General features: G+C 49.2%; 18 protein-coding genes. 12 read left to right on the forward strand and 6 right to left on the reverse strand.

The annotated features are described in order from the left end of the window. Nucleotides 1-72 precede the first annotated feature (72 nt). Genes HNR50_RS08005 through HNR50_RS08030 form a run of 6 tightly spaced genes read left to right on the forward strand, consistent with a single transcriptional unit; the run spans nucleotide 73 to nucleotide 7,290 of the window. A complete protein-coding gene (locus HNR50_RS08005) occupies nucleotides 73-1,035 on the forward strand; it encodes an ABC transporter permease (RefSeq protein ID WP_184745655.1) in 963 nt (320 codons plus the stop codon). Beyond that, on the forward strand, nucleotides 1,028-1,939 hold the full coding sequence (locus HNR50_RS08010; protein WP_184745657.1) for an ABC transporter permease subunit: 912 nt from the start codon (nucleotides 1,028-1,030) through the stop codon (nucleotides 1,937-1,939). Before HNR50_RS08005 ends, HNR50_RS08010 begins: the two co-directional genes overlap by 8 nt. A gap of 10 nt (nucleotides 1,940-1,949) precedes the next feature. Beyond that, nucleotides 1,950-3,008, forward strand: a complete 1,059-nt coding sequence (locus HNR50_RS08015; protein ID WP_184745659.1) for an ABC transporter ATP-binding protein — start codon at nucleotides 1,950-1,952, stop codon at nucleotides 3,006-3,008. After that, nucleotides 2,998-3,930, forward strand: a complete 933-nt coding sequence (locus HNR50_RS08020; RefSeq protein WP_184745661.1) for an ATP-binding cassette domain-containing protein — start codon at nucleotides 2,998-3,000, stop codon at nucleotides 3,928-3,930. Before HNR50_RS08015 ends, HNR50_RS08020 begins: the two co-directional genes overlap by 11 nt. After that, nucleotides 3,930-5,105 carry a M20 family metallopeptidase gene (locus HNR50_RS08025; RefSeq protein WP_184745663.1) on the forward strand — a complete coding sequence of 392 codons (1,176 nt, stop codon included), beginning with the start codon at nucleotides 3,930-3,932 and terminating at the stop codon, nucleotides 5,103-5,105. The genes HNR50_RS08020 and HNR50_RS08025 overlap by 1 nt, the downstream gene beginning before the upstream one ends. 22 nt (nucleotides 5,106-5,127) lie before the next feature. After that, the gene (locus HNR50_RS08030) at nucleotides 5,128-7,290 is read left to right on the forward strand and encodes a methyl-accepting chemotaxis protein (RefSeq protein WP_184745665.1); all 2,163 of its coding nucleotides are present in this window, start codon (nucleotides 5,128-5,130) and stop codon (nucleotides 7,288-7,290) included. Between the two features lie 100 nt (nucleotides 7,291-7,390). Here the strand turns inward: HNR50_RS08030 and HNR50_RS08035 are convergent, their stop codons facing one another. After that, a complete protein-coding gene (locus tag HNR50_RS08035) occupies nucleotides 7,391-8,122 on the reverse strand; it encodes a substrate-binding periplasmic protein (RefSeq protein ID WP_246433954.1) in 732 nt (243 codons plus the stop codon). A 279-nt stretch (nucleotides 8,123-8,401) separates the two neighbouring features. Here HNR50_RS08035 and HNR50_RS08040 point away from each other — a divergent pair, with 279 nt between their 5' ends. Further along, nucleotides 8,402-9,124: an ABC transporter substrate-binding protein gene (locus HNR50_RS08040; protein WP_184745669.1), complete on the forward strand. Its 723-nt coding sequence runs from the start codon at nucleotides 8,402-8,404 to the stop codon at nucleotides 9,122-9,124. A gap of 36 nt (nucleotides 9,125-9,160) precedes the next feature. On the opposite strand, the gene HNR50_RS08045 is transcribed toward HNR50_RS08040, so the two are convergent. Then, nucleotides 9,161-10,030 (reverse strand): YkgJ family cysteine cluster protein, encoded by an 870-nt coding sequence (locus HNR50_RS08045; protein WP_184745671.1) that lies wholly within the window; start codon nucleotides 10,028-10,030, stop codon nucleotides 9,161-9,163. Between the two features lie 39 nt (nucleotides 10,031-10,069). Continuing rightward, nucleotides 10,070-10,945, reverse strand: a complete 876-nt coding sequence (locus tag HNR50_RS08050; RefSeq protein WP_184745673.1) for a substrate-binding periplasmic protein — start codon at nucleotides 10,943-10,945, stop codon at nucleotides 10,070-10,072. Between the two features lie 129 nt (nucleotides 10,946-11,074). Between HNR50_RS08050 and HNR50_RS08055 the strand changes: the two genes are divergently transcribed. Genes HNR50_RS08055 through HNR50_RS08070 form a run of 4 tightly spaced genes read left to right on the forward strand, consistent with a single transcriptional unit; the run spans nucleotide 11,075 to nucleotide 17,577 of the window. Beyond that, complete coding sequence (locus HNR50_RS08055; RefSeq protein ID WP_184745675.1) at nucleotides 11,075-13,360, forward strand: ATP-binding protein; 2,286 nt, start codon at nucleotides 11,075-11,077, stop codon at nucleotides 13,358-13,360. A 47-nt stretch (nucleotides 13,361-13,407) separates the two neighbouring features. Beyond that, the gene (locus HNR50_RS08060) at nucleotides 13,408-14,412 is read left to right on the forward strand and encodes an ABC transporter substrate-binding protein (protein WP_184745677.1); all 1,005 of its coding nucleotides are present in this window, start codon (nucleotides 13,408-13,410) and stop codon (nucleotides 14,410-14,412) included. Between the two features lie 4 nt (nucleotides 14,413-14,416). After that, nucleotides 14,417-16,738 carry a response regulator gene (locus HNR50_RS08065; protein WP_184745679.1) on the forward strand — a complete coding sequence of 774 codons (2,322 nt, stop codon included), beginning with the start codon at nucleotides 14,417-14,419 and terminating at the stop codon, nucleotides 16,736-16,738. Then, entirely contained in the window at nucleotides 16,735-17,577 is an 843-nt protein-coding gene (locus HNR50_RS08070; protein ID WP_184745681.1) for a sugar phosphate isomerase/epimerase family protein, read from the forward strand. Before HNR50_RS08065 ends, HNR50_RS08070 begins: the two co-directional genes overlap by 4 nt. Nucleotides 17,578-17,581: 4 nt before the next feature. Here HNR50_RS08070 and HNR50_RS08075 read toward each other — a convergent pair whose 3' ends face one another. The 3 genes from HNR50_RS08075 to HNR50_RS08085 form a co-directional block, all read right to left on the reverse strand. Then, nucleotides 17,582-18,238, reverse strand: a complete 657-nt coding sequence (locus HNR50_RS08075) for a YdcF family protein (protein ID WP_184745683.1) — start codon at nucleotides 18,236-18,238, stop codon at nucleotides 17,582-17,584. Then, nucleotides 18,235-19,410: an AGE family epimerase/isomerase gene (locus tag HNR50_RS08080; RefSeq protein ID WP_184745685.1), complete on the reverse strand. Its 1,176-nt coding sequence runs from the start codon at nucleotides 19,408-19,410 to the stop codon at nucleotides 18,235-18,237. The genes HNR50_RS08075 and HNR50_RS08080 overlap by 4 nt, the downstream gene beginning before the upstream one ends. A gap of 77 nt (nucleotides 19,411-19,487) precedes the next feature. Continuing rightward, a complete protein-coding gene (locus HNR50_RS08085; protein WP_184745687.1) occupies nucleotides 19,488-20,168 on the reverse strand; it encodes a GntR family transcriptional regulator in 681 nt (226 codons plus the stop codon). A 174-nt stretch (nucleotides 20,169-20,342) separates the two neighbouring features. On the opposite strand from HNR50_RS08085, the gene HNR50_RS08090 reads away from it, so the two are divergent. Continuing rightward, nucleotides 20,343-22,007, forward strand: coding sequence for an ABC transporter substrate-binding protein (locus HNR50_RS08090; protein WP_184745689.1), 1,665 nt, complete (start codon nucleotides 20,343-20,345; stop codon nucleotides 22,005-22,007). The last annotated feature ends 14 nt before the right edge of the window (nucleotides 22,008-22,021 follow it).

Raw genomic sequence — 22,021 nt, forward strand, 5'->3', positions numbered from 1 at the left:
CCTAACTAAAGAAATAAACCGGGGACAGCGGCGGGTTGTCAATCCGCCGACGTCCCCACCTGGATACAAACCATGTCACGTTATATCGTAAAACGAATTCTGCAGAGTCTTCTCACCGTCGTCATTGTCGTCATCGCTGTGTTTTTACTCCTCAGGCTGATGCCGACAAGCGGTTACTTCACCCGGGAAGACTATATCAATATGACCGAGGAGATGCGCAGCGCCTATCTCAAGAGCCTGGGCGTCACTGACCCGGCTTTCATCCAGCTGCAGCGTTTCTTCACAGGGGTGTTTAAAGGCGATCTTGGCCGGTCCATCACTGTCTATCCCAAGCTGCCCATAAGGACGATTCTGGCGGAAAAGGTTCCCTATTCGCTCTGGTTCGGACTGGCCAGCATGTTCATCAGCGTAACGCTGGGTTTCGGACTGGGGATCCTTATGGCGCGGTTCAAGGACCGATGGCCCGATCATCTGGGTACCGCCTATGTCGTGACCGTCAGAGCCATACCCAGCCTTATCTATCTCTTCCTCATTCAGATCTGGGTTACGGGAATTATGCGCTGGCCCATGGTCTTTTACGAAGACAGGCCGGTCACCTGGATTCTGCCCGTCGTTTCCCTGTCCCTGACGGGAATCGCCTGGTACGGGATCTGGCTCCGCCGCTTTATGGTGGATGAGGAAAACCGCGATTACATCAAGTTCGCCCGTTCCAAGGGCCTCAGTCAGAAATATATCATGCGGCACCATGTGCTGAGAAACGCCGTGGTTCCCCTTGTCCAATATCTGCCGGTGCAGCTGCTGCTGACCATAGCCGGTTCGCTCATTATCGAGAGCATCTACTCCATCCCCGGCATGGGCGGGCTTCTCGTCTACGCCATCAAACAGCAGGACAACAACCTGGTGCAGGTCCTGGTTCTTATCTACGCGGTGCTCGGCGTGGCGGGAGTCTTCGTCGGAGACCTGCTGATGGCTTTTGTCGATCCCCGGATACGACTGGCCGAAAAAAAGAAGAAAAAGGAGGCCCTCCGTGTCTGACGATGCTTTTACTTTCGCGCCCTGGAATCCCGAAGCGGCGGAGGAAACCGGTTATTCCCACTATTCCTACTGGAGATCCACATTCAGGACTTTTATCAAAAACCGGTTGTCCCTGACTCTGCTGATCATAATGGGTGTTCTCGTTCTCTTCTCCCTTCTCTATCCGGTTCTGGCGTCGGTGGACCCCAACAAGGTGGCCCTCGATTCCTCTCTCTGGAACAGAAAGCCCGATTTTTCCCATATTTTCGGAACAGACGGACTGGGAAGGGATATCTGGGTCAGAACCTGGTACGGAACGCGCACTTCCATACTTCTGGCTTTTACCATCGCTTTTTTCGATGTGGGGATCGGCGTCGTGGCCGGAGCTCTCTGGGGCTATGTCCGCAAGAGCGACCAGATCATGACGGAAATCTACAATGTCATAACCAATATCCCCTCCACGGTTTATCTGATTCTTCTTTCCTACATCATGAAGCCGGGATTCTGGACCATCGTCATCGCCATGTCCTCCCGGGGCTGGATTACCATCGCCCGTTTTATCCGCAACAAAGTCATTTCCTTACGGGAAAGCGAGTACAATGTGGCTTCCCGGTGCCTGGGGACGCCGCTGAACAGGATTCTGGGGAAAAATATCATCCCCTTTCTGGTGAGCATCATAATCATGCAGACGGCACTGACCATTCCCTATTCCATCGGAGCGGAAGTGTTCCTCGGCTTTATCGGACTGGGGCTGCCTCTCGATACGGTTTCCCTGGGAAACATGGTGAATCAGGGGCGGAGCAATTTTATGCTTTATCCCTTCCAGCTTACCTGGCCCACGGTTATCCTTGCCGTCATTACCGTTTCCTTTTATATCGTCGGAAACAAATTCGCCGATGCGTCGGACCCGAAAAACCATCTGTAAGGAGGAATTTATGACAGAAACACGAGAAAAAATCCTCCGAGTCGAGGATGTGGTGATCCGTTTCAATCTGAGAGGGAAGGAGCTGACCGCCGTCCGTTCCGCCTCTCTCGATCTCTACAAAGGGGAGACCCTGGCCATCGTGGGGGAGTCGGGTTCCGGGAAGTCGGTTTTCACCAAATCCTTTCTGGGGATGCTCGATAAAAACGGCCGGGTCGCCTCGGGGAATATCCTCTTTGAAGGGGAGAACCTCGCTGAGTTTTCCAGAGAAGAGCAGTGGCTCAAAATCCGCGGGAAGAAAATCGCCATGATTTTCCAGGACCCCATGACGGCTCTCAATCCCCTGAAGACCATCGGGGAGCAGATCCGCGAAGTGATCACGCTTCACCGGGGGATGAACCGCCAGGAAGCCAGGGCCGAAGCTCTTTCCATGCTGGAGAAAGTGGGAATCGGCGATGCCGCCCAGCGATACGGCCAGTATCCCCACGAGTTTTCCGGCGGGATGCGCCAGAGGGGCGTCATAGCCATCGCGGCGGCCTGCAAACCGGATATTCTAATCTGCGACGAGCCGACGACGGCCCTCGATGTGACGATCCAGGCCCAGATTCTGGAGAATCTGAAGGAGCTGCAGAGAGAGATGGGCATGAGCATCATATTCATCACCCACGATCTGGGCGTGGTCGCCAATGTGGCGGACCGGGTGGCGGTTATGTATGCCGGAGAGATCGTCGAGTACGGAAGGACTCCGGAAGTTTTTTACGATCCGCGCCACCCCTACAGCTGGGCTCTGCTGGCCTCGCTTCCCCAGCTGGGGGAGAAAGGAGAGGACCTCTACACAATCCACGGCACGCCGCCCAATCTTTTTAAGGAGATCAAAGGGGATGCCTTCGCGCCACGCAATCCCCGGGCCCTGAAAATCGATTTCGAAGAAGCGCCGCCCTGGTTTGCCGTGAGCGATACCCATTTTGCCAAAACCTGGCTCCTTCACGAATCGGCGCCGGAAGTCGAGGCTCCGAAGATTATACAGCGGCTGAAGGAAAAGTCGCTCAAAGGATTGGATTATGGCAGCTGAAGATAAACGGGAAATTCTACTGGAAGTGAAAAACCTGACAGTGGACTTCAAACTGGGGCGGAGGAAGTTTTCCGCCGTCGACGATGTGTCTTTCAATATCTATAAGGGAGAGACCTTCTCCCTGGTCGGGGAAAGCGGCAGCGGAAAAACAACTGTGAGCCGTGCTATCATGCGGATTCACCAGGCCTCCCAGGGAGATATTCTCTATAAAGGAGAGTCTGTCAGCGGCAATATGACCGGTTCTCAGGAACGGAAATTCCGCCAGAGCGTCCAGATGATTTTTCAGGACCCCATGGCTTCCCTCAACGAAAGGGCCAAGGTCGATTACATCGTTTCCGAAGGGCTCTACAATTTCAAACTGTTCAAAGGGGAGAAGGAGAGGAAGGCCAAAGTGGAGCGGACGCTCCGGAAAGTCGGACTGCTCCCCGATTTCGCTTCGCGCTTTCCCCATGAGTTCTCCGGCGGGCAGAGGCAGAGGATCGGCATCGCCCGGGCTCTGATTATGGAACCGGAATTTCTGGTGGCCGATGAGCCGATAAGCGCTCTCGACGTGAGCATCCGCGCTCAGATTCTCAATCTGCTCAATAAACTGAAAAAGGAAGAGGACCTGACCTATCTTTTCATAGCCCACGATCTGAGCGTGGTCCGGCTGATCTCCGACAGGATCGCCGTTATCTACAAAGGAAAGATAGTCGAGCTGGCCGATAGCGAAGAGCTGTTCCGCCGTCCCCTCCATCCTTATACGAAAGGGTTGCTGTCGGCGGTCCCGCTTCCTGATCCCGAGTCGGAGAAAAACAAAAACCTGCTGATTTACGACCCGTCGATACACGATTATGACAAGGTTCCCCCGTCGTGGCGCGAGGCCTATCCCGGACACTGGGTGCTGGCCGATGAAAGAGAACTGGATTTATGGAGACGCTGATGATAGACAAAGCACTTCAGTCAATAGTTGACGAACTCTATGGAGAGATGGTCAAAACCGGCCGTGCCATTTTCGACCATCCCGAAACCGGCCTTATGGAATATGAGTCCAGTAAACGGCTCAGCGGCATTCTGAAAAGGGAAGGATTTGACGTTCAGGTCGGGCTGGGATCCCTTCCCACGGCTTTCAAAGCTACCAAAAAAGGGGGTGATGAGGCTCCCCATATCGCTTTTCTGGCCGAATATGATGCCCTTCCGGAAGTGGGACACGGCTGCGGCCATAATCTGGTGGGAACCGGGGCGGTTTTCGCCGCTGTCGCCCTGACCCGTCTGCTGCCGGAATTTAAGGGAAGGGTTTCGGTTATCGGAACACCGGCGGAAGAGGATAAGGGCGGAAAAATCATCCTTCTTGAGGAGGGTTTCTTCGATGATGTGGATATAGCTCTTATGGCTCATCCTTCATCGATAAACCAGATCGGACGGGGAGGGCGGGCCATAACCAGCCTGACCATTAAATACGAGGGGAAACAGGCCCATTCGGCCAATCCCTCCCGGGGGATCAATGCCCTGTCGGCGGTCATCCAGACCTTCAACGGTATCGACGCGAACTTCCAGCGCTTTCCCCGCGATGTCAATACGAACGGGATCATCCTGGAAGGCGGAACCGCCGACAACATCATTCCCGGTTACGCTTCCTGCCGGTTCAGCGTCAGGGGGGCGACAAAGGCCGATGTGGAAACAGCGGTCAGCGGGATCAGGGATATCGTCGCCTCGGTGGAAGTTCTGACGGGAGCCGAAGCCCGGATCGGCGAAGAGCTCATCTATGCGGAACGATACCCCAACATGGAGATGGAAGAGCGCTATGGCGCTTACCTGTCGGATCTGGGGGAGACGGTGACAAAAGCCGATCCCGAAGGGCGCTTCGGTTCCTCCGATATCGGCAATATCAGTCTGGCCATGCCGGCCATGCATCCCTATTTCAGCGTGACCGACAGCGCAGAGCCCCCTCTGGCCCATACGGTAGAATACGGGGAGATGTGCAACAGCGACAGGGCTTACGAAGGGCTGAAGAAGAATGTCATCGCTCTGGCTTCTCTGGGGAGGGATCTTCTGGCTGATGATCAGTTCAGAGCATCGGTTCTGAATGAGTTTAAAGGTATCAGGCGAAAGATCTGATATTGAATGCAAAGGTTAAATTATGAAATTACGGTTTAAGTTCGGAATCATGCTTCTCCTTCTGCCAATTCTTCTGTTAACGGTAATAGGAGCGGTTACTTTTTTATCTCAGCGTCAATCTCTCTACGAAAGGGAACGGGAGAAACAGCAGATTCTGAGTGCCGAGATCACCAACCAGCTTTACCGCTATGTCGCGGAGAAGAAACAGATTCTCAAAGATATGGCAAGGCTTCCCGCTGTTATCGACATGGCGGAATCGATGCCCGATACGGTAAACAGAGAGGATTATGAACAGAACCCCCACTTTGCGGATTTTCAGAAAATTGCCTCTGTATTTCTGTCCGAGGATACGGTGGACTATGTCTTTATGGGATCGGAAAGCTCCAGGTACTGGATAACCGATTACTGGGAGCAGCTGGGAGAGGATTATAATACAAAAGAGAAAAACTGGTATAACGAAGCGGTTGCCATTAATGGCCTTTACTGCTCGCCCCCCTATGCCCCGTCCAACGCCCCCGACACCCGCGTCGTGACCATGACCTATCCTGTCAGGAAGGGGGGAAAGATCGTCGGTGTTATCGGAATCGATATGGGGATGAAAGACGTGATCGCCTATCTCCGGGAAAAGACCGAAGATTCCCGGGCGGTTCTCTCGCTTCACTCCACACTGACTGATGACAACAAGTATCTCTATATCTATCACCCCCTCTATTCCATGGAGGAGGAAAACCAGATTGTTTCCTATTTCACCGATATGGGTGTGAGCGAAGATGATTTTTCTTCCTTTTCAGAATCCATCTACTCCCATGATCCGGTTCAGCTGGAATACAGGGACGGGAAAGGTGAGAGAAAAAGCATAATCAAGCAGATGATCCCCGAAACATCCTGGGCTTTGATGATCGAATTCAGTATCGATGAAATATACGGCAATCTTTCGAGAGAGACGATCAGATCCATCCTTTTTATCATGGTTTCCCTTGTCGCGCTGCTGGCTCTGATTCTCTTTCTGTTGGATAGAACAGTCATCAGATATATCATCCTGGCTTCATCGAACCTGGAGAACATATCCAGAGCAGGAGGCGATCTGACGGCCGGGATGATAGTGCGCTCCCATGACGAGATGGGAAGCCTGGCCGCTTCGTTCAACGGATTCATCGAACATTTGCGGACAATCGTCCGGGGCATAAAGACAACCAGTCATGACATCAGCTTTCAGAAAGACGATTTGATTTCCAACGCTGAAGAAACCATGGCGGCGACTGAAGAGATCTCCAGCAATATCCTTTCCATTCAGGGGCAGATCGGAAACCTGGACAGTGTTGTTCACGGCGTGGGCGAAGTTGTAAGAGAGATAGCGTCCAGGGTGGAAGAACTCAAGGAAGGCAGCTCACAACAGGAGATGTCCGTTGCCGATGCCACTTCGGCCGTAGGGCAGATGATTGCCTCGCTCCAGAGCGTTTCCGCCACAATAGGACTCAAGAAAGAAGTGTTCACGGAATTGGAAAAAGTGATAACCGATGCCGGCGAAAGGATAACCAATGCCAATTCGGCTAACGAGAAAACTCTCCATTTGGCCGGACAGATCTCGGAAATATCCGCAGTAATCAGCGGAATTGCCAACCAGACGAACCTCCTGGCTATGAACGCCGCTATCGAAGCGGCTCACGCAGGGGACTCGGGGAAGGGATTTGCCGTTGTTGCTGACGAGATCAGAAAACTTGCCGAGACGAGTCAGCAAAACAGTTCAGTCATAAAAAAGACGGTTAATGAAATACTGGAATCAGTCAATATCGCCTATGAAACGGCAAAAAACAGCGATTCGGCCTTTTCCAGGGTGATGAAAGAGACCAAAGATGCCATTTCTGCCTTCGATGAAATTTCGGCCAATACGGAGGAGCTGAATCACGGGAGCCGGCAGATACTGAATACGGCGGGCCAGTTGAAAGAGATCAGCCGGGTGGTCGATGGTGACGCGGACAATATGAAAACGGGCATTAAGGCCGTGTCGGAATCCATAGAAAAACTGACGCAGATCAGTTCGACGGTTAAGCAGGGGATAGATGAAATACAACTCGGGTCGAAAGAGATAATCAGCAGCATGCATTTTGTCAAAGATATTTCCGACAATATTCAGAGAGTTTCTACAGACCTGGAAGAAGCGGTCGATCAGTTTATTACCGAGTGATTCCCGGGTGGGATCAGGAGCTTTGCTGCAAAGCTGAAGTTGCCGAATGAATTGCTTCTGGAAATTTCTGGTTCATCCCTGAGCGGATATCGGCACTGATTCAGGGATTCTGGCCGTAACGGGCCAGAATGGTTCTGTATTCAGCTGTGGTTTTGAACCTCTTCAGCTCTTCTGAGAAAGCCTTTGCCAGGTTGACATTAGACTCTACTTTCGAGAAGGCCAGATAATTCAAGCCGCCGCTGACCGGTTCGGGCAGATAGGTTATTTCTGAGGATTTGCCCATATTCATAATGGTGAAAAGGCCGACGCTCCTGTTGGAGATAAACATATCGATCCGTCCCAGAAGCAGCTTTCCGATATTCTGTTCCAGCGATGTTACAGGCTCCTTTTTAAAGTTCTCTGCTTCCAGAAAATCCCTGTTGTACTCGTAGCCGAGGATGGTTCCGACAATCAGATTATCCAGGTCACTCAAACCGGCGAACCGGTAGGTGGTACCTTTCCTGTAGAAGAGAACCGATTCGCTGGAGGAAATCGGTTCTTCGGGAAAGATCATGGTTTCAAGCCTGTTATCATTCATGCTGATATCGAGTATGGCATCGGCTTCGCGGTTTTCAATGAGATAGATGCATCGTTTCCAGGGGAGGATCTTCAGTTCGTAATCCACTTCCATTCGCTTTAACACAGCATCCATTACTTCGTAATCGAATCCGGCAGCGGATTCTTCATCCCTATAGACATAGGGGGCCCAGATATCGGTGACAATCTGCAGGGGATCCTTAGCCACAAGAGCGGAGGGAAGTAAGAGTATCAGAAAGAAAAGAGTTTTCGGCATCACTTAAGATATTATAGGATTTTAAGGTCATTTCGGCAATTTATGAGAACAAACAAATCTCTTATTGCGAGATGCCGGATATTTTCCCTGTAACTCTTGAATGCCTGAAGCCGTTGAAAGATAATCTAACTTATAGAGCAGGGAGAAAGTTATTGCTTTCTAGAGGATTTCCGAGCGTTTTCTCTATTTGACTGATCCTTATTGATTCTTAAAGCTTTTCCGATTTTTCTGCCCGTGACAACTGAGTTTATCCCGAAAAAAAACGTTAGGAGATGTTCGATGGGTAGATCTGCAATTTGGCTGGCGATTATTGTTATATCAGCTTTAAATTACCTCTCCGCGCAGCAACCAGTAAAACTCGGCGCCACGTCGAGTAATCTGAAAATTCTCTTTGATGCGCTGGCGCCGGCTTATCGGGAAGCGGGTTTTGAGCCGGAACTTCTGGAACTGCCCGGATCCAGACTTCTGGCTGAAGTCCAGTCGGGCCGTCTCGATGCCATGATAGTAGCGAACACCAAACTGGCTGATCAGCTGGCTGCCGGTTATACGGCTATCGGTTTTCGCGATGGAGCTCTGGGATATAGCCGCCTGTATATGTACATCAGAGCTGAGGATGCCGGTAAATATAAGCCTGATCCCTCGACCTGGAAGGGACTCTCAATCGGCGAAATCGCCAATGTCGGTCCGAGCGCATCTTTCGGTTTTCCCGCAAGCGTACCGGGTGTCAGGATTGTCACGGCACCGACCTATGAGAATGTCATCAATATGCTTGCCTGGGGGCGTTTTGATTTTATGGTGAACCCGCTCGGCGGAATTGAGCAGTTACTGGTCGATCTCGATCTCTGTGATAAAATCATAAGGATCGATGAACCACTTCTCACCATTGAATACTGGCACTTGGTCAATAATCGCTATGCCGATAAAATTCCCCGATTGAAAATGAATTTTGAAGCCCATAGGCCGGAAATTGTAGAAGCTATTGAAAAACTGCTGAACAGATAAAGGCAGTCTGTCGGGTTAACCAATCGGTTCGCCCTTTTATTCCTCTGCTCCGTTCTGTTTTGCAACGGCGATCCATTTCTCCGCAAGATCGGATGGTTCGGCGCCCAGGCTCCTGCCCAGATGAAGCGCCAGCCCCATCATCAGAACCGATGCCTCCCTGAAGCCGTCCAGATCGGATATGGAGTTGAATGTCTCCTCTGCCCGGGAAATGAGAACTTCATAGTGTCTGTTAATGAAAGTCTCATAATTGCTTTCATATCCCTTTAATTCGGGAAGCATCAAACGGTCTATCCACAGAGATCCGATTCTCTCCCTTAACTGTGCCGGCTCTTCCGATCCCATCTTTCTCCAGATTTTAAGAGTCTCCCGGTCTCCCGATTCGGAAAGACCGCTCTCGAGAAGAAGCATAAAGGCGGCGTCGGCAATGTTCTGCATCATTTCCAGATAGAGATCCTGAGCTTTTTCGTAGTCACCGGCTCCTTGTCCCTCAATATACTCGCCAACGGTCATATGGGGCTGGTCGACGACTTCCGGACAACCTTCCAGACAGGGAAATTCATTCCCCTCATAAATATACTGCTTATTTTCATTCAGTATCTGACGGCCAAGCGGGTATAGCCGGCAGACCAGAGGCCTTCCGGCGTGAGCCGAACAGCCGAAACCGGACTCGTAAAGACTGCAGGCGGACATACCCTTCCATTGCGATTTACCATTGAACTTGAGCCGGATGCCGCCGTAAACGCAGAATCTGTCCCTGAATTCCCTCGGAGTCATTTTTTTTACACTTGAAAAACAAAACAGCTCCCAGGGATTGAGGTTCACTCTTTTGCCATGACAGCAGGTCCCGGAGCGGGAACAGGTAAGGGGTAGTAAATCGGTAAGTGAAAGAATTGAATTATCAGCCATTCTGTTTCTTTAACTATTCGGGGTTGAAAAGTCAAGCCTTCACGGTATATCCGATTCCGCCATGGGCCCGAAGTAGCTCTCCCACAGCGTCTTTACCTTCCCTTCATCGATCAGCTTTTTCAGCGCTTTGTCGTACCGCTCCACAAGGGAAGGATCGAGAGCCTTTGAAAAGGACGTGCAGATTTCATGATTGATAATCGGCTCTCCCACCGGTTTTATATTCCATCCCTTCAGATTCCTGTAATACTCTCCAATCCGTTTGACATCGGGAACGGCATCGAGGAGTCCGGCGTTCAGAGCTTCCAGCGCTTTTGTTGTCGTCTCGTATTCGACCAGCTCGATTTCCTTGTAATCCCTCAGAGCCTGGTAGATATGCCCCTGCGTCTGCACCCCCACTTTCTTCCCGTAAAGACTCTTTATAATCTCCTCGCGGGTATCGCCTTTAATTTCATTGTTATCTACTCTTACGAAAGTGACGTAATGGAGGATTTCATAGGGAATGGATAGGTCGAATAACGCCTGGTAATCGGGTACGTCAGGCGTAGAAAGAGCGGAGTGATAGATTCCCGATTTGAACCCGACGAATATATCGGCAATACTGGAATAGGGGTAGAAATGATAGGCCTGCCCCATCTCTTTCATGACCATCTTTTCCAGATCGACATAGAAGCCGTGAACTTCGCCGTCTTCTCCCAAATACATACCGGGAGCTCCATCAGCGCGTACGAGGATCTCAATGACATCATCAGGCGATACGACAATCAGAGGCTTCGTCTCCGCCTGTTCCGGTTCTTCTTCGGAGGATGGAGTTTCAATCTCCCTGGCGCTGACTTCATCAATAATCAGTTTTTCTTTTGTGCAGGAAGGGAAACAGAAAAGCATCAGAGCCAGTGATAATTCTAAGAACCGTTTCATAATTAACCTCTTTTGAGATATAACTGTACTTTAAGGCTAATGAATTAATTGTCCGCAGTCAAAGATTTATTACTGGTAAAGATGGGCTGTTATGTTTTATTCTTATACTTCAGAAATTAGGGGATCTTTTTGAAATTACAATTCCGTTTGATGGCTGTCATACTGCCTGTTCTGATCGGCATCGTTACAGTTATTTCAATAACAACCGGAATAATTTCGACAAATGCGCTCAAGAATCAGTCCCGTGAAAATGCTCAGCTGCTCAGTCGAAGTTATGCAGGCCAATTAAATTCATCAATACGACTCTTCAGAAGCCTCAGTCAGGACCTGGGCAGCGCGACAGTTACGGCGATTAATATTGAAACGACGCTGCAGGTTTTCAGAAAGAGATATCCGCAATTCATTCATTCTTTTTACGGCTCTCCCGATGGCAAAATCCTTATGATGTCTCCCTATGATAAAGATCTGGAAAGCTTTGATTTAAGCTCACTGGATGGATGGGACCGAGCGGTTTATGATCGTTCTTCTGCTGTTTCCGAGCCGGGAATATTCTTCGGCAATGAAGCTGTCGCTTTATTCGCGCCTTCCTTCTTTTCCTATGTCGAACACCGTGAACCGGACGTTGACGGAATGGTTGTTCTTATACTTCCTCTGAAGGAGCTGTTCCGGGAGTTTAAAGATATTTCCTTCGGGAATTCCGGCTCTCTCTTTGTCGGCGATAAAAAAGGCAGACTGATTTATCATAAGGACGAAAGCAGCTTTCCCCCTATTCAGTCTGTATTTCAGGGAGATACCGCTTTGGAGAATATAATCCGGGCTATGACAGATCAGAAATCCGGATTCGGTACCTACAGAAACGGAGAAGGCAGTCAGTTCATTGCTTTTTCACCTGTTCCCGAAGCCAGCTGGTCACTGGGAATTAACGGCGCCTATAATGAAATTACAGCAGGGACCACACTCCTTATTCAAGTTTCTCTTGTGATCATACTCATCGGGATATTGCTGGCCGCCATCATTCTCTATCTGGTCGTTCATTCTGTCGTGGCTCCCATAGAGGAACTGACTATATTGGCAGGAAGTATTGAAAAGGGGAATTTCAGACAGGAACTTCAGATAAGCCCAAGCAGGAGTAAAATTCTCAGAACCGGTGATGAAGTCTCGAAATTGATTGTCGCCTTCAATAAGATGTCCTTTCAGCTGGACCGGACTTTCGAGAACTTGAATCAGGAAATCGAAGAGCGGAAGAGAATGGAGCTGGCCTTGTCCGAATCCAGGAAATACGTAAACGATATCATTGATTCCATGCCTTCAGTCATTATCGGTGTAGAATCGGGAGGAAAAGTCACTCACTGGAATTGCGCTGCTGAGAATATGACTGGTATCAAAGCCGACAAAGCATGCGGCGCGTTCCTCCCTGATCTGCTCCCCTATCTCGAAAGCGAAATGGGCAACATCTCCTCAAGCATTCAATCGGGAGAGCCTATTTATATCAAAAAGAAAAAACACCAGGAAGAAAACCTTGCACATTTTGAGGATATAACGATTTATCCTCTTACCGGGAGTGAATCCCTCCGGGCTGTATTGAGGATAGATGATGTGACGGAAAAAGTCCGTATGCAGGAAGTTCTCATCCAAAGTGAAAAGATGTTATCCATCGGAGGACTTGCCGCGGGTATGGCCCATGAGATAAATAACCCTCTGGCCGGAATGATGCAGTCGGCCTCGGTTATGGATAACCGTCTTAATAAAAACCTGCATATGGCTGCTAATGAAAAAGCGGCCCTTAAACTCGGGATCGCCCTGGATGATATAAGAACCTTTCTCGATGAGAGGGGAATCCTGAGGATGCTTTCATCTATCAGCGAATCGGGAAGAAGAGTTGCCGGAATCGTCGAAAATATGCTCAGTTTTTCCAGGAAAAGCGAAAGGGTTAATTCCACTCATAACCTCCGGGAGCTTCTTGATAAGACGCTGGTTCTGGCAGGGTCGGATTATGATCTGGAAAAACAATCGGATTTCAGGAAAATCAGGATTGTTAAAGAATACGGCGAAGATATACCGCCGGTTCTTTGCGAAGGCAGCAAAATCCAGCAGGTCCTTCTGAATCTTCTGAGAAACGGAGCCCAGGCTATGCTGGAGGCTCACATTGAATCGCCCTGTTTTACCATCAGATTGTATACCGGAAAAGGCGGAAAAATGGTCTACCTCGAAATTGTGGATAACGGGCCGGGGATGGATGAAAATACCCGGAAAAGAGTTTTTGAGCCTTTCTTTACGACCAAGCCGGTAGGAGAGGGGACAGGTCTGGGGCTCAGCGTCTCCTATTTTATCATTACCGAGCAGCATAAGGGACAGATGTCCGTAACGTCCACCGAAGGTGTTGGTACATCGTTTGTCATCGGGCTTCCTGTTTGAAATTCGCCTGCCATTAGCGTAAAATTCTCTATAAAGGGAGTCAGGACGTGAAAAAAATATCAGGTTTGCTGCTTGTTCTCATTCTACTGGTCTGCTTTGTAGTCTTTTTCCTTATTTTCCTTAATCAGAAAAGCATCGGGAGATCCGCTGAACCGGTTGTTCGCGATGTCACTCTGCGACTTCAATGGACAACACAAACACAATTCGCCGGATATTATGTCGCATTGAAAAAGGGTTTCTACAATGAGGCGGGGCTCCGTGTTTCGATAGAACCGGGAGGTTACGGTCAGAATCCCAATCAGACGGTTGCAGCAGGACTTGAAGAATTCGGAACAAAATGGCCGGCTGACCTGGTCGCTTCCCAGGATGAATCGCTTGTTTCCCTGGCCAATATCGTTAAAGATAACGGTCTCAACCTGATCTCCCGTAAGGAGAAGGGAATTGTATCTGTCGAGGATTTTAGGGGAAAAAAAGTAGCCATCTGGTTTATCGGAAATGAATATCAGCTCTTTGCCCTGCTCGACCTTTACGGAATATCCCGGGAAGAGGTGGATATCATCTCCCAGAAATGGGATATGAGCCAGTTCCTCAATGATGAAGTGGATGTCGCCGCCGTTATGACCTATAACGAATTATTGACGCTGAGAAGCGACGGCTTTGACGAATCAAATCTTGATATCATGAGTTTCGCCGAGCAGGGAATCGGGTTTCCCGGTCATAATATCTTCACGACCAGAGAATACCTCAATGGTAATCCCGATATCTGCAAAAGCTTTGTCGACGCATCCATCAGGGGATGGGAATATGCCATTTCCCACCCGGAGGAGGCTACGGATATCGTGATGAGCTATGATCAGGAGGGCGTGCTGAATCGGGATCATCAATTACGTCAGATGCTCGGGATAATTGATCTTATTCATCCCGATGAATACGAAATCGGTCTGCATCTCGATCGGGATTACAATTTGATAGGCGAGCTGTACAGAAAGTATGGTATTATAGATCAGGATTTCAGTATTTCTGATAGTTATACCAATAAGTTTATTAAGTAGAGATATGCAGAAAAATATCAGCCAGTCCCTGTCTTCGGCAGTGGTCGTCATCATTGCAGTCAGCATCTTATATATCTCCATCCAGTTTTTTATATATCTTAGCCTTCGGGACATTATTGAAGGCAATGCGCAGGCTGTTCAGTTTGAAAACGATTTTTACACCATTGTTCATAACTCCATGGAAATGGAATCCGATTTTCTCAATTTTTCTCTCGGTTACATCCCTTCCCACGGTACCATACAGGTTCAGCTCGATAAAAACCTCTCTCTTATCAAGCAGCTGCTCGAAAGTGAAAATAATGAGTCGGATTTATCTCTGTTAAAAAAACTCCAGGCGAACTACCATCAGCTCGACCGGTATATCGGAAGTTTTGTCGAAGGCGGTTTGAAGACTCTCGAAAGGGAAATCCTGCTCAAGGACATCAATGAAATTTTCTTTATTAACAGATTGCTGTATCTGGAACAGAGAGAATCATTTCAAAGCCATTATTCAGAACGTCAGCGCAATATCGAATCCATACTTATCATCAATATCGCAGCCATAGTCTTTATATCGGCTCTGGTAATCCTGGCCGTGATCTATTCTCTTATATTCAGAAGAATACTGCTTGGGAAAATTCAGTTTCTGCAGAAGCGTATCTCCTCCTTTGCCTGGCTCGACACCGGAGAAGGGCATACTTTCGATTATGAGGATAACGATGAATTCCGGATTGTCTTTGAAACATTGAACCGTATGAGCCGGACTATAAAGGACCAGCACTATCAGCTGATTCTGAATGAGAAGAAATACCGCTATCTCTTCGACAACTCCACCGATGCGCTTTTGCTTTATTCTCCTGAATCGGGACAGGAGGACGGCAACCGTTCGGCTTTCGAACTCTTCGGCTGCGAAGATAAAGAGGAATTCCTCGCGCTGAAGTTGTTTTCCCCGGAGGGAAACAGGGAAAAAACCGGATTGAACCGGCAGGATATCCTCGATCATGCCTTTGCGGAAGCGAGAAGCAAAGGTTCCGCTCTGTTCGAATGGAGCTTCCGGAATAAATCAGGGTTTGATTTTCAGGCCGTCGTAATGCTCTCGCGAATCAGTTTTAACGACAGAATCCTTTTTCTGACCAATATCAAGGATATTTCAAGACAGAAACAGGAAGAGGAAAACAGAATACAGTTTCAGAAGATGCTGTCACTCGGCACACTGGCCGGCGGGATCGCCCACGATTTCAACAATGTTCTGGGGGCCATCATGTCCTCGGCTCAGCTTCTCCTGTCCCCCAAACGGAATATCGATGAGAAAAGCCGGAATTATGCCGATATGATTTTGCAGGCGTCTCAGAGAGGGGCCGACCTGACAGAAAAGCTTCTGCAGTTCAGTCGTAAAAAAAACAGCGATTATACTTCAGCAGACCTCCATTTGATCGCGAATGAAATATGCGGGATTCTCTCCCAGACATCAGATAAAAAGATCGCCATCGAAAGGGATTTCCGGGCGGAGAGGAGCTTTGTCTTCTGTAATGCCACAGAGATTCAGAGCATATTGATGAACATCGCGATTAACGCCGTTCACGCCATGCCAGAGGGTGGTACGCTCTCTTTCCGCACACAAAACATCCGGCTCGATAGAGATTTCTGTATGGTCTCTTCCTTTAACCTGGAACCGGGACTGTTTATCGAATTGGAAATCATCGATACGGGAACCGGTATACCGCGAGAGAATCTGCAGCGTATTTTCGAACCCTTTTTCACGACAAAGGCGCAGGGAGAAGGAACCGGATTGGGACTGGCTGCTGTCTATGGTGTTGTACAGGAGCATAAAGGTGCTGTCTATGTGGAAAGCGAAAAGGGCAGGGGGACCACTTTTCGTATACGGTTGCCTATATCGGAAAATGGAACACAGCAGCCGGCTGCAGACAATACCTTATCTTCATTCTTTGAGGAACAGGGGCCGCAGTTAACGGTTCTCTTTGTCGATGATGAAGATTTTCTGAGACAGAATAATAAAGATATGCTTGAAGAAGCCGGTTATCGCGTTATTCTGGCGGAAAGCGGGAGCCGTGCGGTATCTCTGTTCCGGGATAGGCATGAGGAGATTGACTTTGTCGTTATGGATATGATCATGCCTGTCATGAACGGGCTTGACGCTTTTAAAAAAATGAAGGAAACCGATCCCGGCTGTACTGTCATTTTTGCCACCGGATATATGCGGAAAGAGGACAGACAAATTCTGGAGGATCAGGGGGCGGCCGGTTTTCTCAATAAGCCTTATAATTTTAAGGATCTGGATGCGGTTTTAAAACAATTGCATAAAAAAAATCAGGAAAAGCAATCATGAATATCGGAATACGGGCCCATGATCTGGGCCGCTTCTCCTCTGCCGGTGAGCTGGCAGAGGCTGTACTGGAAGCCGGTCTGGACTCTATCCAGCTTGTGCCCTGGAAAGCGTTCAGCCATGTGGAACGTTCTCCCGGTTTGTGGTCTCCCTGTCTGATCGAGGAGATACAGTCAAATCTGGTGGGCCGGGGCATTTCCATTTCTCTGGTGGGGGCCTACTTCAACTGGTTTTCCCGGGAAGAAATCCGGGGCGGAGGTATCGGACGCCGCATCTTCAGGGAGAGTCTGGCGGTTCTTTCCGCTTTAGGTGCGGATGCCGTCGGAACAGAGACCGAAGGTTTTTCAATTCTGCCATTTATCAATTCCCCGAAAAATCTATCCGAAGAAGCTATGGAACAGGCTGTCGCTGTTTTGCGGGACCTGCAGAATACGGCGTGTTTAACTGATTCGTACATCGCTGTCGAAGGGGTCAGTTTTCATGTTCTTAGCAGTCCGGAGCGCGTGGTGGAACTGAAAGAGCGTTCCGGTGCTGACCGGTTGAAGTTCATCTTTGATCCTGTGAATTTTCTCACCATAAAGAACTGGCGCCATCAGGATGAGCTTATTGAGCGCACTGTCGATTTATATGGAGATGACCTTCTTTTGATCCACTGCAAGGATTTTATACCCACACCTGCGGGGCTGCTGCCGGCCGCGCCGGGAGAGGGAAGATTCAATTACAGGCTTCTCTATAAGAAGCTGAAAGAAGCGGGAAAGAGCGGTGTCCCTTTTATACTGGAAGGGGTCAGAGGCGGAAAAATCAGGAGCAGCCGGGATTTTCTGATGAGTCTGGCGAAATAAGGCTCTATCCTATCATATGCCGATCATACCCCGCATCAACGAGCTGTCTGTAAGCGCTCATAACTTCTTCCGGGACACTTTGATGAATCTGGAAACCTTTTGCCGGATATTCGATTATTCTCTGAAGATCGCCTACCATGATATTGATAATATTCTCAAGCGATATCTCATTCGTCGGATAGGCTTCGTATGAAAGGGAAGGGGATGTGACAATCAGTTTCTTATCGGCCCAGATCTTTTTTATCGTCGCATAGGTTCTTCGCTCCATATAAGGTTTCTGTACGGCGATGATCTTATCAAATGTGATTCGGGCTTCTTCAAGAATAACCCGGGAATAGCGGACATTATCTCCCGTATTGCCGGCTTTGGTCTCGAGCAGAATGGCTTCTCCGGGAACTCCCAGTTCCCCGGCTCTGGCGGCGAAAACCTCCGCTTCGCTTTTTCCCCATCCCGTATCGAGCATATCCCCCTGATGGGCCACGCCTCCCGAAAAAAGAATGACCGGCGCCCATCCCTCGCGGAAGAGACGGGCGGCGTATTCGGCCACCCGGATATCATGGCTTCCCAGAACGAAGAGAAGGTCGGATTTCTCCAGTTTGTGATTCATATGGTGGTAGTCCCAGATGATATGCGCCGCCTTCTCAACTGCCTGTTCCGTCATTTCGCCATTTCCTCCAGAAGCTTATAGGTTTTCATCAGAAAGCGGGGGATATGAAAAGGCCCTTTGTAGTGGTTCCCCTTCAGGTCCACCTGAACCGAACCGTCCCGTCTCAGGTAGCCGAACCACTCGCCTTTCTCCCGGTCGGGGAAGTGAGACCAGGTGTAGTCATGAACTTTCTTAAACCACTGTTCATAAACGTCGCGGCCTGTCATTTCATAAGCTAGAAGCAAAGCGTAAATTGTTTCGCAGTGGGGCCACCAGTACTTCATGTCCCATTCTATCTGGGCCGGCTGTTTTCCCCCGATATCGACAAAGGAGAATAAACCTCCATACTCTTTATCCCATCCCAGATCGAGAGACCACTGGAGAATGGGAAGCGTTTTCTCCATCAAATCTTTGTCGTTCCGGTATTTCGCTTCCTCCAGTATAAACCAGGCCGTTTCGATGGCATGGCCCGGGTTGACGCATCTTCCCTCGGGCCCTTCGCTCATCTCCCCTTCAGGACCGACAGTTTCCAGCAGGGCTTTCAGGTCCGGTTTGACGAAATACCTGAACAGCTCGTCTATCTGTCTATCAATTCTGGCTGTGTATTTCCCGGCGCTTTCAGGATCGGCCTGCCGCATGATCTGATTGAGACTTATCTGCATCATAGTCATGGAGTGCCCGCGGAACTCTCGGGTTGCGGGATCGATTTTCGGCTCCAGTTTCCCTTCCAGATTATCAATAAGGGCATAGAGCTTTTTCGCTTCTGCCAGCGCGGCCCGGTCTCCGGAAACTTCGCTGTAGGCGGCCAGGCCTATGGCGGCAAACATTTCTGAAAAAAGGTAACGGCGCATAACAAGGGGTTTCCCCTCTCTGGTCACCTCGAAATAAACCCGGCCGTCCTCCTTTCTGATCAGGTGCTCCCGGATAAAGCGAACACCTTTTTCCGCTGCTTCCAGCCATTCCTTTTTCGGTTCTATCTCTTTGTATAAAGTGGAGAAAATCCAGACGGCCCGCCCCTGGACCCATCCCCCTTTATCGGTGGAAAGAGGTTTTCCCTCTCTGTCCAGGAAATCCATAAATCCCCCGTATTCATGGTCGACAGAGTTCCGCTCCCAGAAGGGGACGACGTCTTCTATCAGTTCCGTATAATAAAAATCTTTCAGCTCTCCGATTGTATTTGAATCCATGTATCTCTTCCTATACAGGCATAACTGCCCTTACGTTTTGTTTGCGAGTTTTTTTGATTATTATGTCTCACTTATCTCTAGTGTCTTCTCGAAAGAACCTGCAGCGCCTGTTTCAGTCCTTTTTCGACAGAATCCCTTGCGGCCCTTTCCGCTTTGTCGGGATCTCTTTCCTTAATGGCGTTGAATATTTCGCAATGCTGATCGTAGGTCTTCCGGTATGTTTCGGGGTTCAGCAGCTCTGTGTGCTTCTCTTCATCTATCCGGTAGATCATATCGGCGATGTAGAGCACTTTTTCCAGAATGATTTCGTGCTGGTGTTCCATATACTGGTTTCGCGCTCCCCTTGCGATGATTCTGTGGAATTCCTGGTCGATTTTGGAAAACACGTGCTGATCGAAGTTTTTGAAGTGTTCGTCCATGGCCTCCACATTCATTTCCAGGTAGTACAGCTGGGAGTCGTCGACCCTCTGGGTATAGAGCCTTACCAGCATGCCGTCGAGAGCTTCCCGGTAATTGTAGAGATCGATAATATCCTGTTCGTTGTACTCTTTTATCTGGTACCCGTTTTTGCCGGTTCTCTCTATAAAGCCCTCGTGGACCAGCTGTTGGATCGCTTCCCTTACGGGGATGCGGGACATATCGAGCTTTTCCGCCAGGAAGGCTTCGGTCAGTCTGAATCCCGGGGAAATGCGGCCTTCGAGGACCAACTCTTTCATTTTCTCGTATGAGGATTTCTCCCCGTTTTTATCCTTACTCATAGGCAAACCTTATTTTATAGTATGACTGCATTGTATACCTTGGAAAATAAATCTGCAAGAAAAAACTTGACTGTATACAAATGTATGCAATAATAAACCAATGTAGCGGGTTGGGTGGCAAAACACTGCATCCGTAAATAGAGAATCATTTTTTATGTTTAAAGGAGATATAAAATGGGTAAAATCAGAACATCATTACTATCTATTCTGATGATTTTTCTGGCATTCGGACTGTGGGCCGGCGGGCAGCAGGCCTCTGAACCGGCATCGGACAAACAGATCGAGGGACTCAACAGCAATCCTCTTTCCGATTACAGAGTGAGACAGGCCATCGCCTATGCCATCGATATGGACACTATCGCCGAGACGCTTCTCGAAGGAAAAGCTCTTGTGTCGAACAGCATGGTTCCCAACGGACCCTGGAAAGCCGACGGCCTCAATTCCTATTCCTATGATCCGGAAATGGCTAAATCTCTTCTCAAAGAAGCGGGTTGGGATTCCTCCTATACTCTCGATGTGGTTTACTACTACGGAGACCAGCTGACAGTCGATATCATGACTGCCGTACAGGCCTATCTCGGCGGCGTGGGGATTAAAATGGATTTCCGAAAACTCGAAGGCGACCTCGGGGAGCAGCTATGGACCAATCCTTCCGATCCTGTCAACGGACCTTCTTACGTGAAGTGGGATATGGCTTATGCCGGTTCCGCTGCTCTGGCCATGCACGAGTATTACGGTAAACTGCCGACTAACGGACCGGGTAACTCCCATACGCCGAGCAATCCTACAATCGACAAACTCGTTGCCGCTACAAAAGCGACAGCCAATATCGTTGAGCAGCAGAAAGCATTCTTCGCTCTTGAAGAATATGTCAATGAATACCTTCCTCTGATTCCCCTATACTACCAGCAGCTCTTTATTTATGAGAGCGACAGAGTTAACAGAAACGGCGGGGCTTACGGAAACGCACAGTACAATTACGACTGGGGCATTCTCGACTGGACAGTTGAAGCCGATTCCAATGGCAAGCATGTGCTTTACACCAATACGGCTCCTGTAGAGTTTTTCGAACATCCCTGGTTCAACCCCGGTCTGAATATGGCTAATAAGGTTCTCTTTGACAGACTGATCGTCGCCGACGAATCGCTCATGGCGAAAGAGGGACAGCTCGCTTCTTCTTTCAAAGTATCTGACGACAGCATGGAAATCGAGTTTACTCTGGAGGACGGAGCCAAATGGCATGACGGGTCAGCCATCACAGCAGATGATATCAAGTGGAGCATCGAGTACGCTCTGAAAGTTCCGGCGATCCACTCTGTGTTCTCTACAACTTTCAAATCCATCGAAGGCGCCGATGCTTATGTAAGCGGAACAGCCGACTCCATCAGCGGAATTGCTGTGAACGGAAATAAAGTGAAAGTGACATTTGCAACACTGGATCCCAATATGCTTCTCACTTTCTCTCAGTTTCCCCCGCTTCCGAAAAAGTACTTTGAAAACTCCGATCCCCTCCAGTTCCAGCAGAACTCCTTCTGGCAGAGCCCTGTGGGAAGCGGACCATTCAAAATAAAAACAGTGGAAATGAACGACTACACGGTTGCGGTTCCCTTCGAATCGTACTACGGCGGAACAGCCAAAATCGATGAAATCGTCATGTACCCCAGCGGCGAGAATGACACAAACGTGATCAAAAACGCTTCCGCCGGAAAACTCGATTACGGTTTTACCAAAAGCGTGGCCGACGTGAAAGCCCTGGAAGCCATGGAAAACATGAGAGTGATTCCCGTGGACATTCCCTATACGAGACTTTTCTACGTGAACAAGTTTCCCAAACCCTGATAAGCCTTATTAAA

The organism is Spirochaeta isovalerica, from assembly GCF_014207565.1.
GTDB classification, from domain to species: Bacteria; Spirochaetota; Spirochaetia; order DSM-2461; family DSM-2461; genus Spirochaeta_F; species Spirochaeta_F isovalerica.

Coding starts and splice junctions, on each gene's coding strand:
- HNR50_RS08005 (WP_184745655.1), top strand. CDS start 73: ATGTCACGTTATATCGTAAAACGAATTCTGCAGAGTCTTCTCACCGTC.
- HNR50_RS08015 (WP_184745659.1), top strand. CDS start 1,950: ATGACAGAAACACGAGAAAAAATCCTCCGAGTCGAGGATGTGGTGATC.
- HNR50_RS08020 (WP_184745661.1), top strand. CDS start 2,998: ATGGCAGCTGAAGATAAACGGGAAATTCTACTGGAAGTGAAAAACCTG.
- HNR50_RS08025 (WP_184745663.1), top strand. CDS start 3,930: ATGATAGACAAAGCACTTCAGTCAATAGTTGACGAACTCTATGGAGAG.
- HNR50_RS08030 (WP_184745665.1), top strand. CDS start 5,128: ATGAAATTACGGTTTAAGTTCGGAATCATGCTTCTCCTTCTGCCAATT.
- HNR50_RS08035 (WP_246433954.1), bottom strand. CDS start 8,122: ATGCCGAAAACTCTTTTCTTTCTGATACTCTTACTTCCCTCCGCTCTT.
- HNR50_RS08040 (WP_184745669.1), top strand. CDS start 8,402: ATGGGTAGATCTGCAATTTGGCTGGCGATTATTGTTATATCAGCTTTA.
- HNR50_RS08045 (WP_184745671.1), bottom strand. CDS start 10,030: ATGGCTGATAATTCAATTCTTTCACTTACCGATTTACTACCCCTTACC.
- HNR50_RS08050 (WP_184745673.1), bottom strand. CDS start 10,945: ATGAAACGGTTCTTAGAATTATCACTGGCTCTGATGCTTTTCTGTTTC.
- HNR50_RS08065 (WP_184745679.1), top strand. CDS start 14,417: ATGCAGAAAAATATCAGCCAGTCCCTGTCTTCGGCAGTGGTCGTCATC.
- HNR50_RS08070 (WP_184745681.1), top strand. CDS start 16,735: ATGAATATCGGAATACGGGCCCATGATCTGGGCCGCTTCTCCTCTGCC.
- HNR50_RS08075 (WP_184745683.1), bottom strand. CDS start 18,238: ATGACGGAACAGGCAGTTGAGAAGGCGGCGCATATCATCTGGGACTAC.
- HNR50_RS08080 (WP_184745685.1), bottom strand. CDS start 19,410: ATGGATTCAAATACAATCGGAGAGCTGAAAGATTTTTATTATACGGAA.
- HNR50_RS08085 (WP_184745687.1), bottom strand. CDS start 20,168: ATGAGTAAGGATAAAAACGGGGAGAAATCCTCATACGAGAAAATGAAA.
- HNR50_RS08090 (WP_184745689.1), top strand. CDS start 20,343: ATGGGTAAAATCAGAACATCATTACTATCTATTCTGATGATTTTTCTG.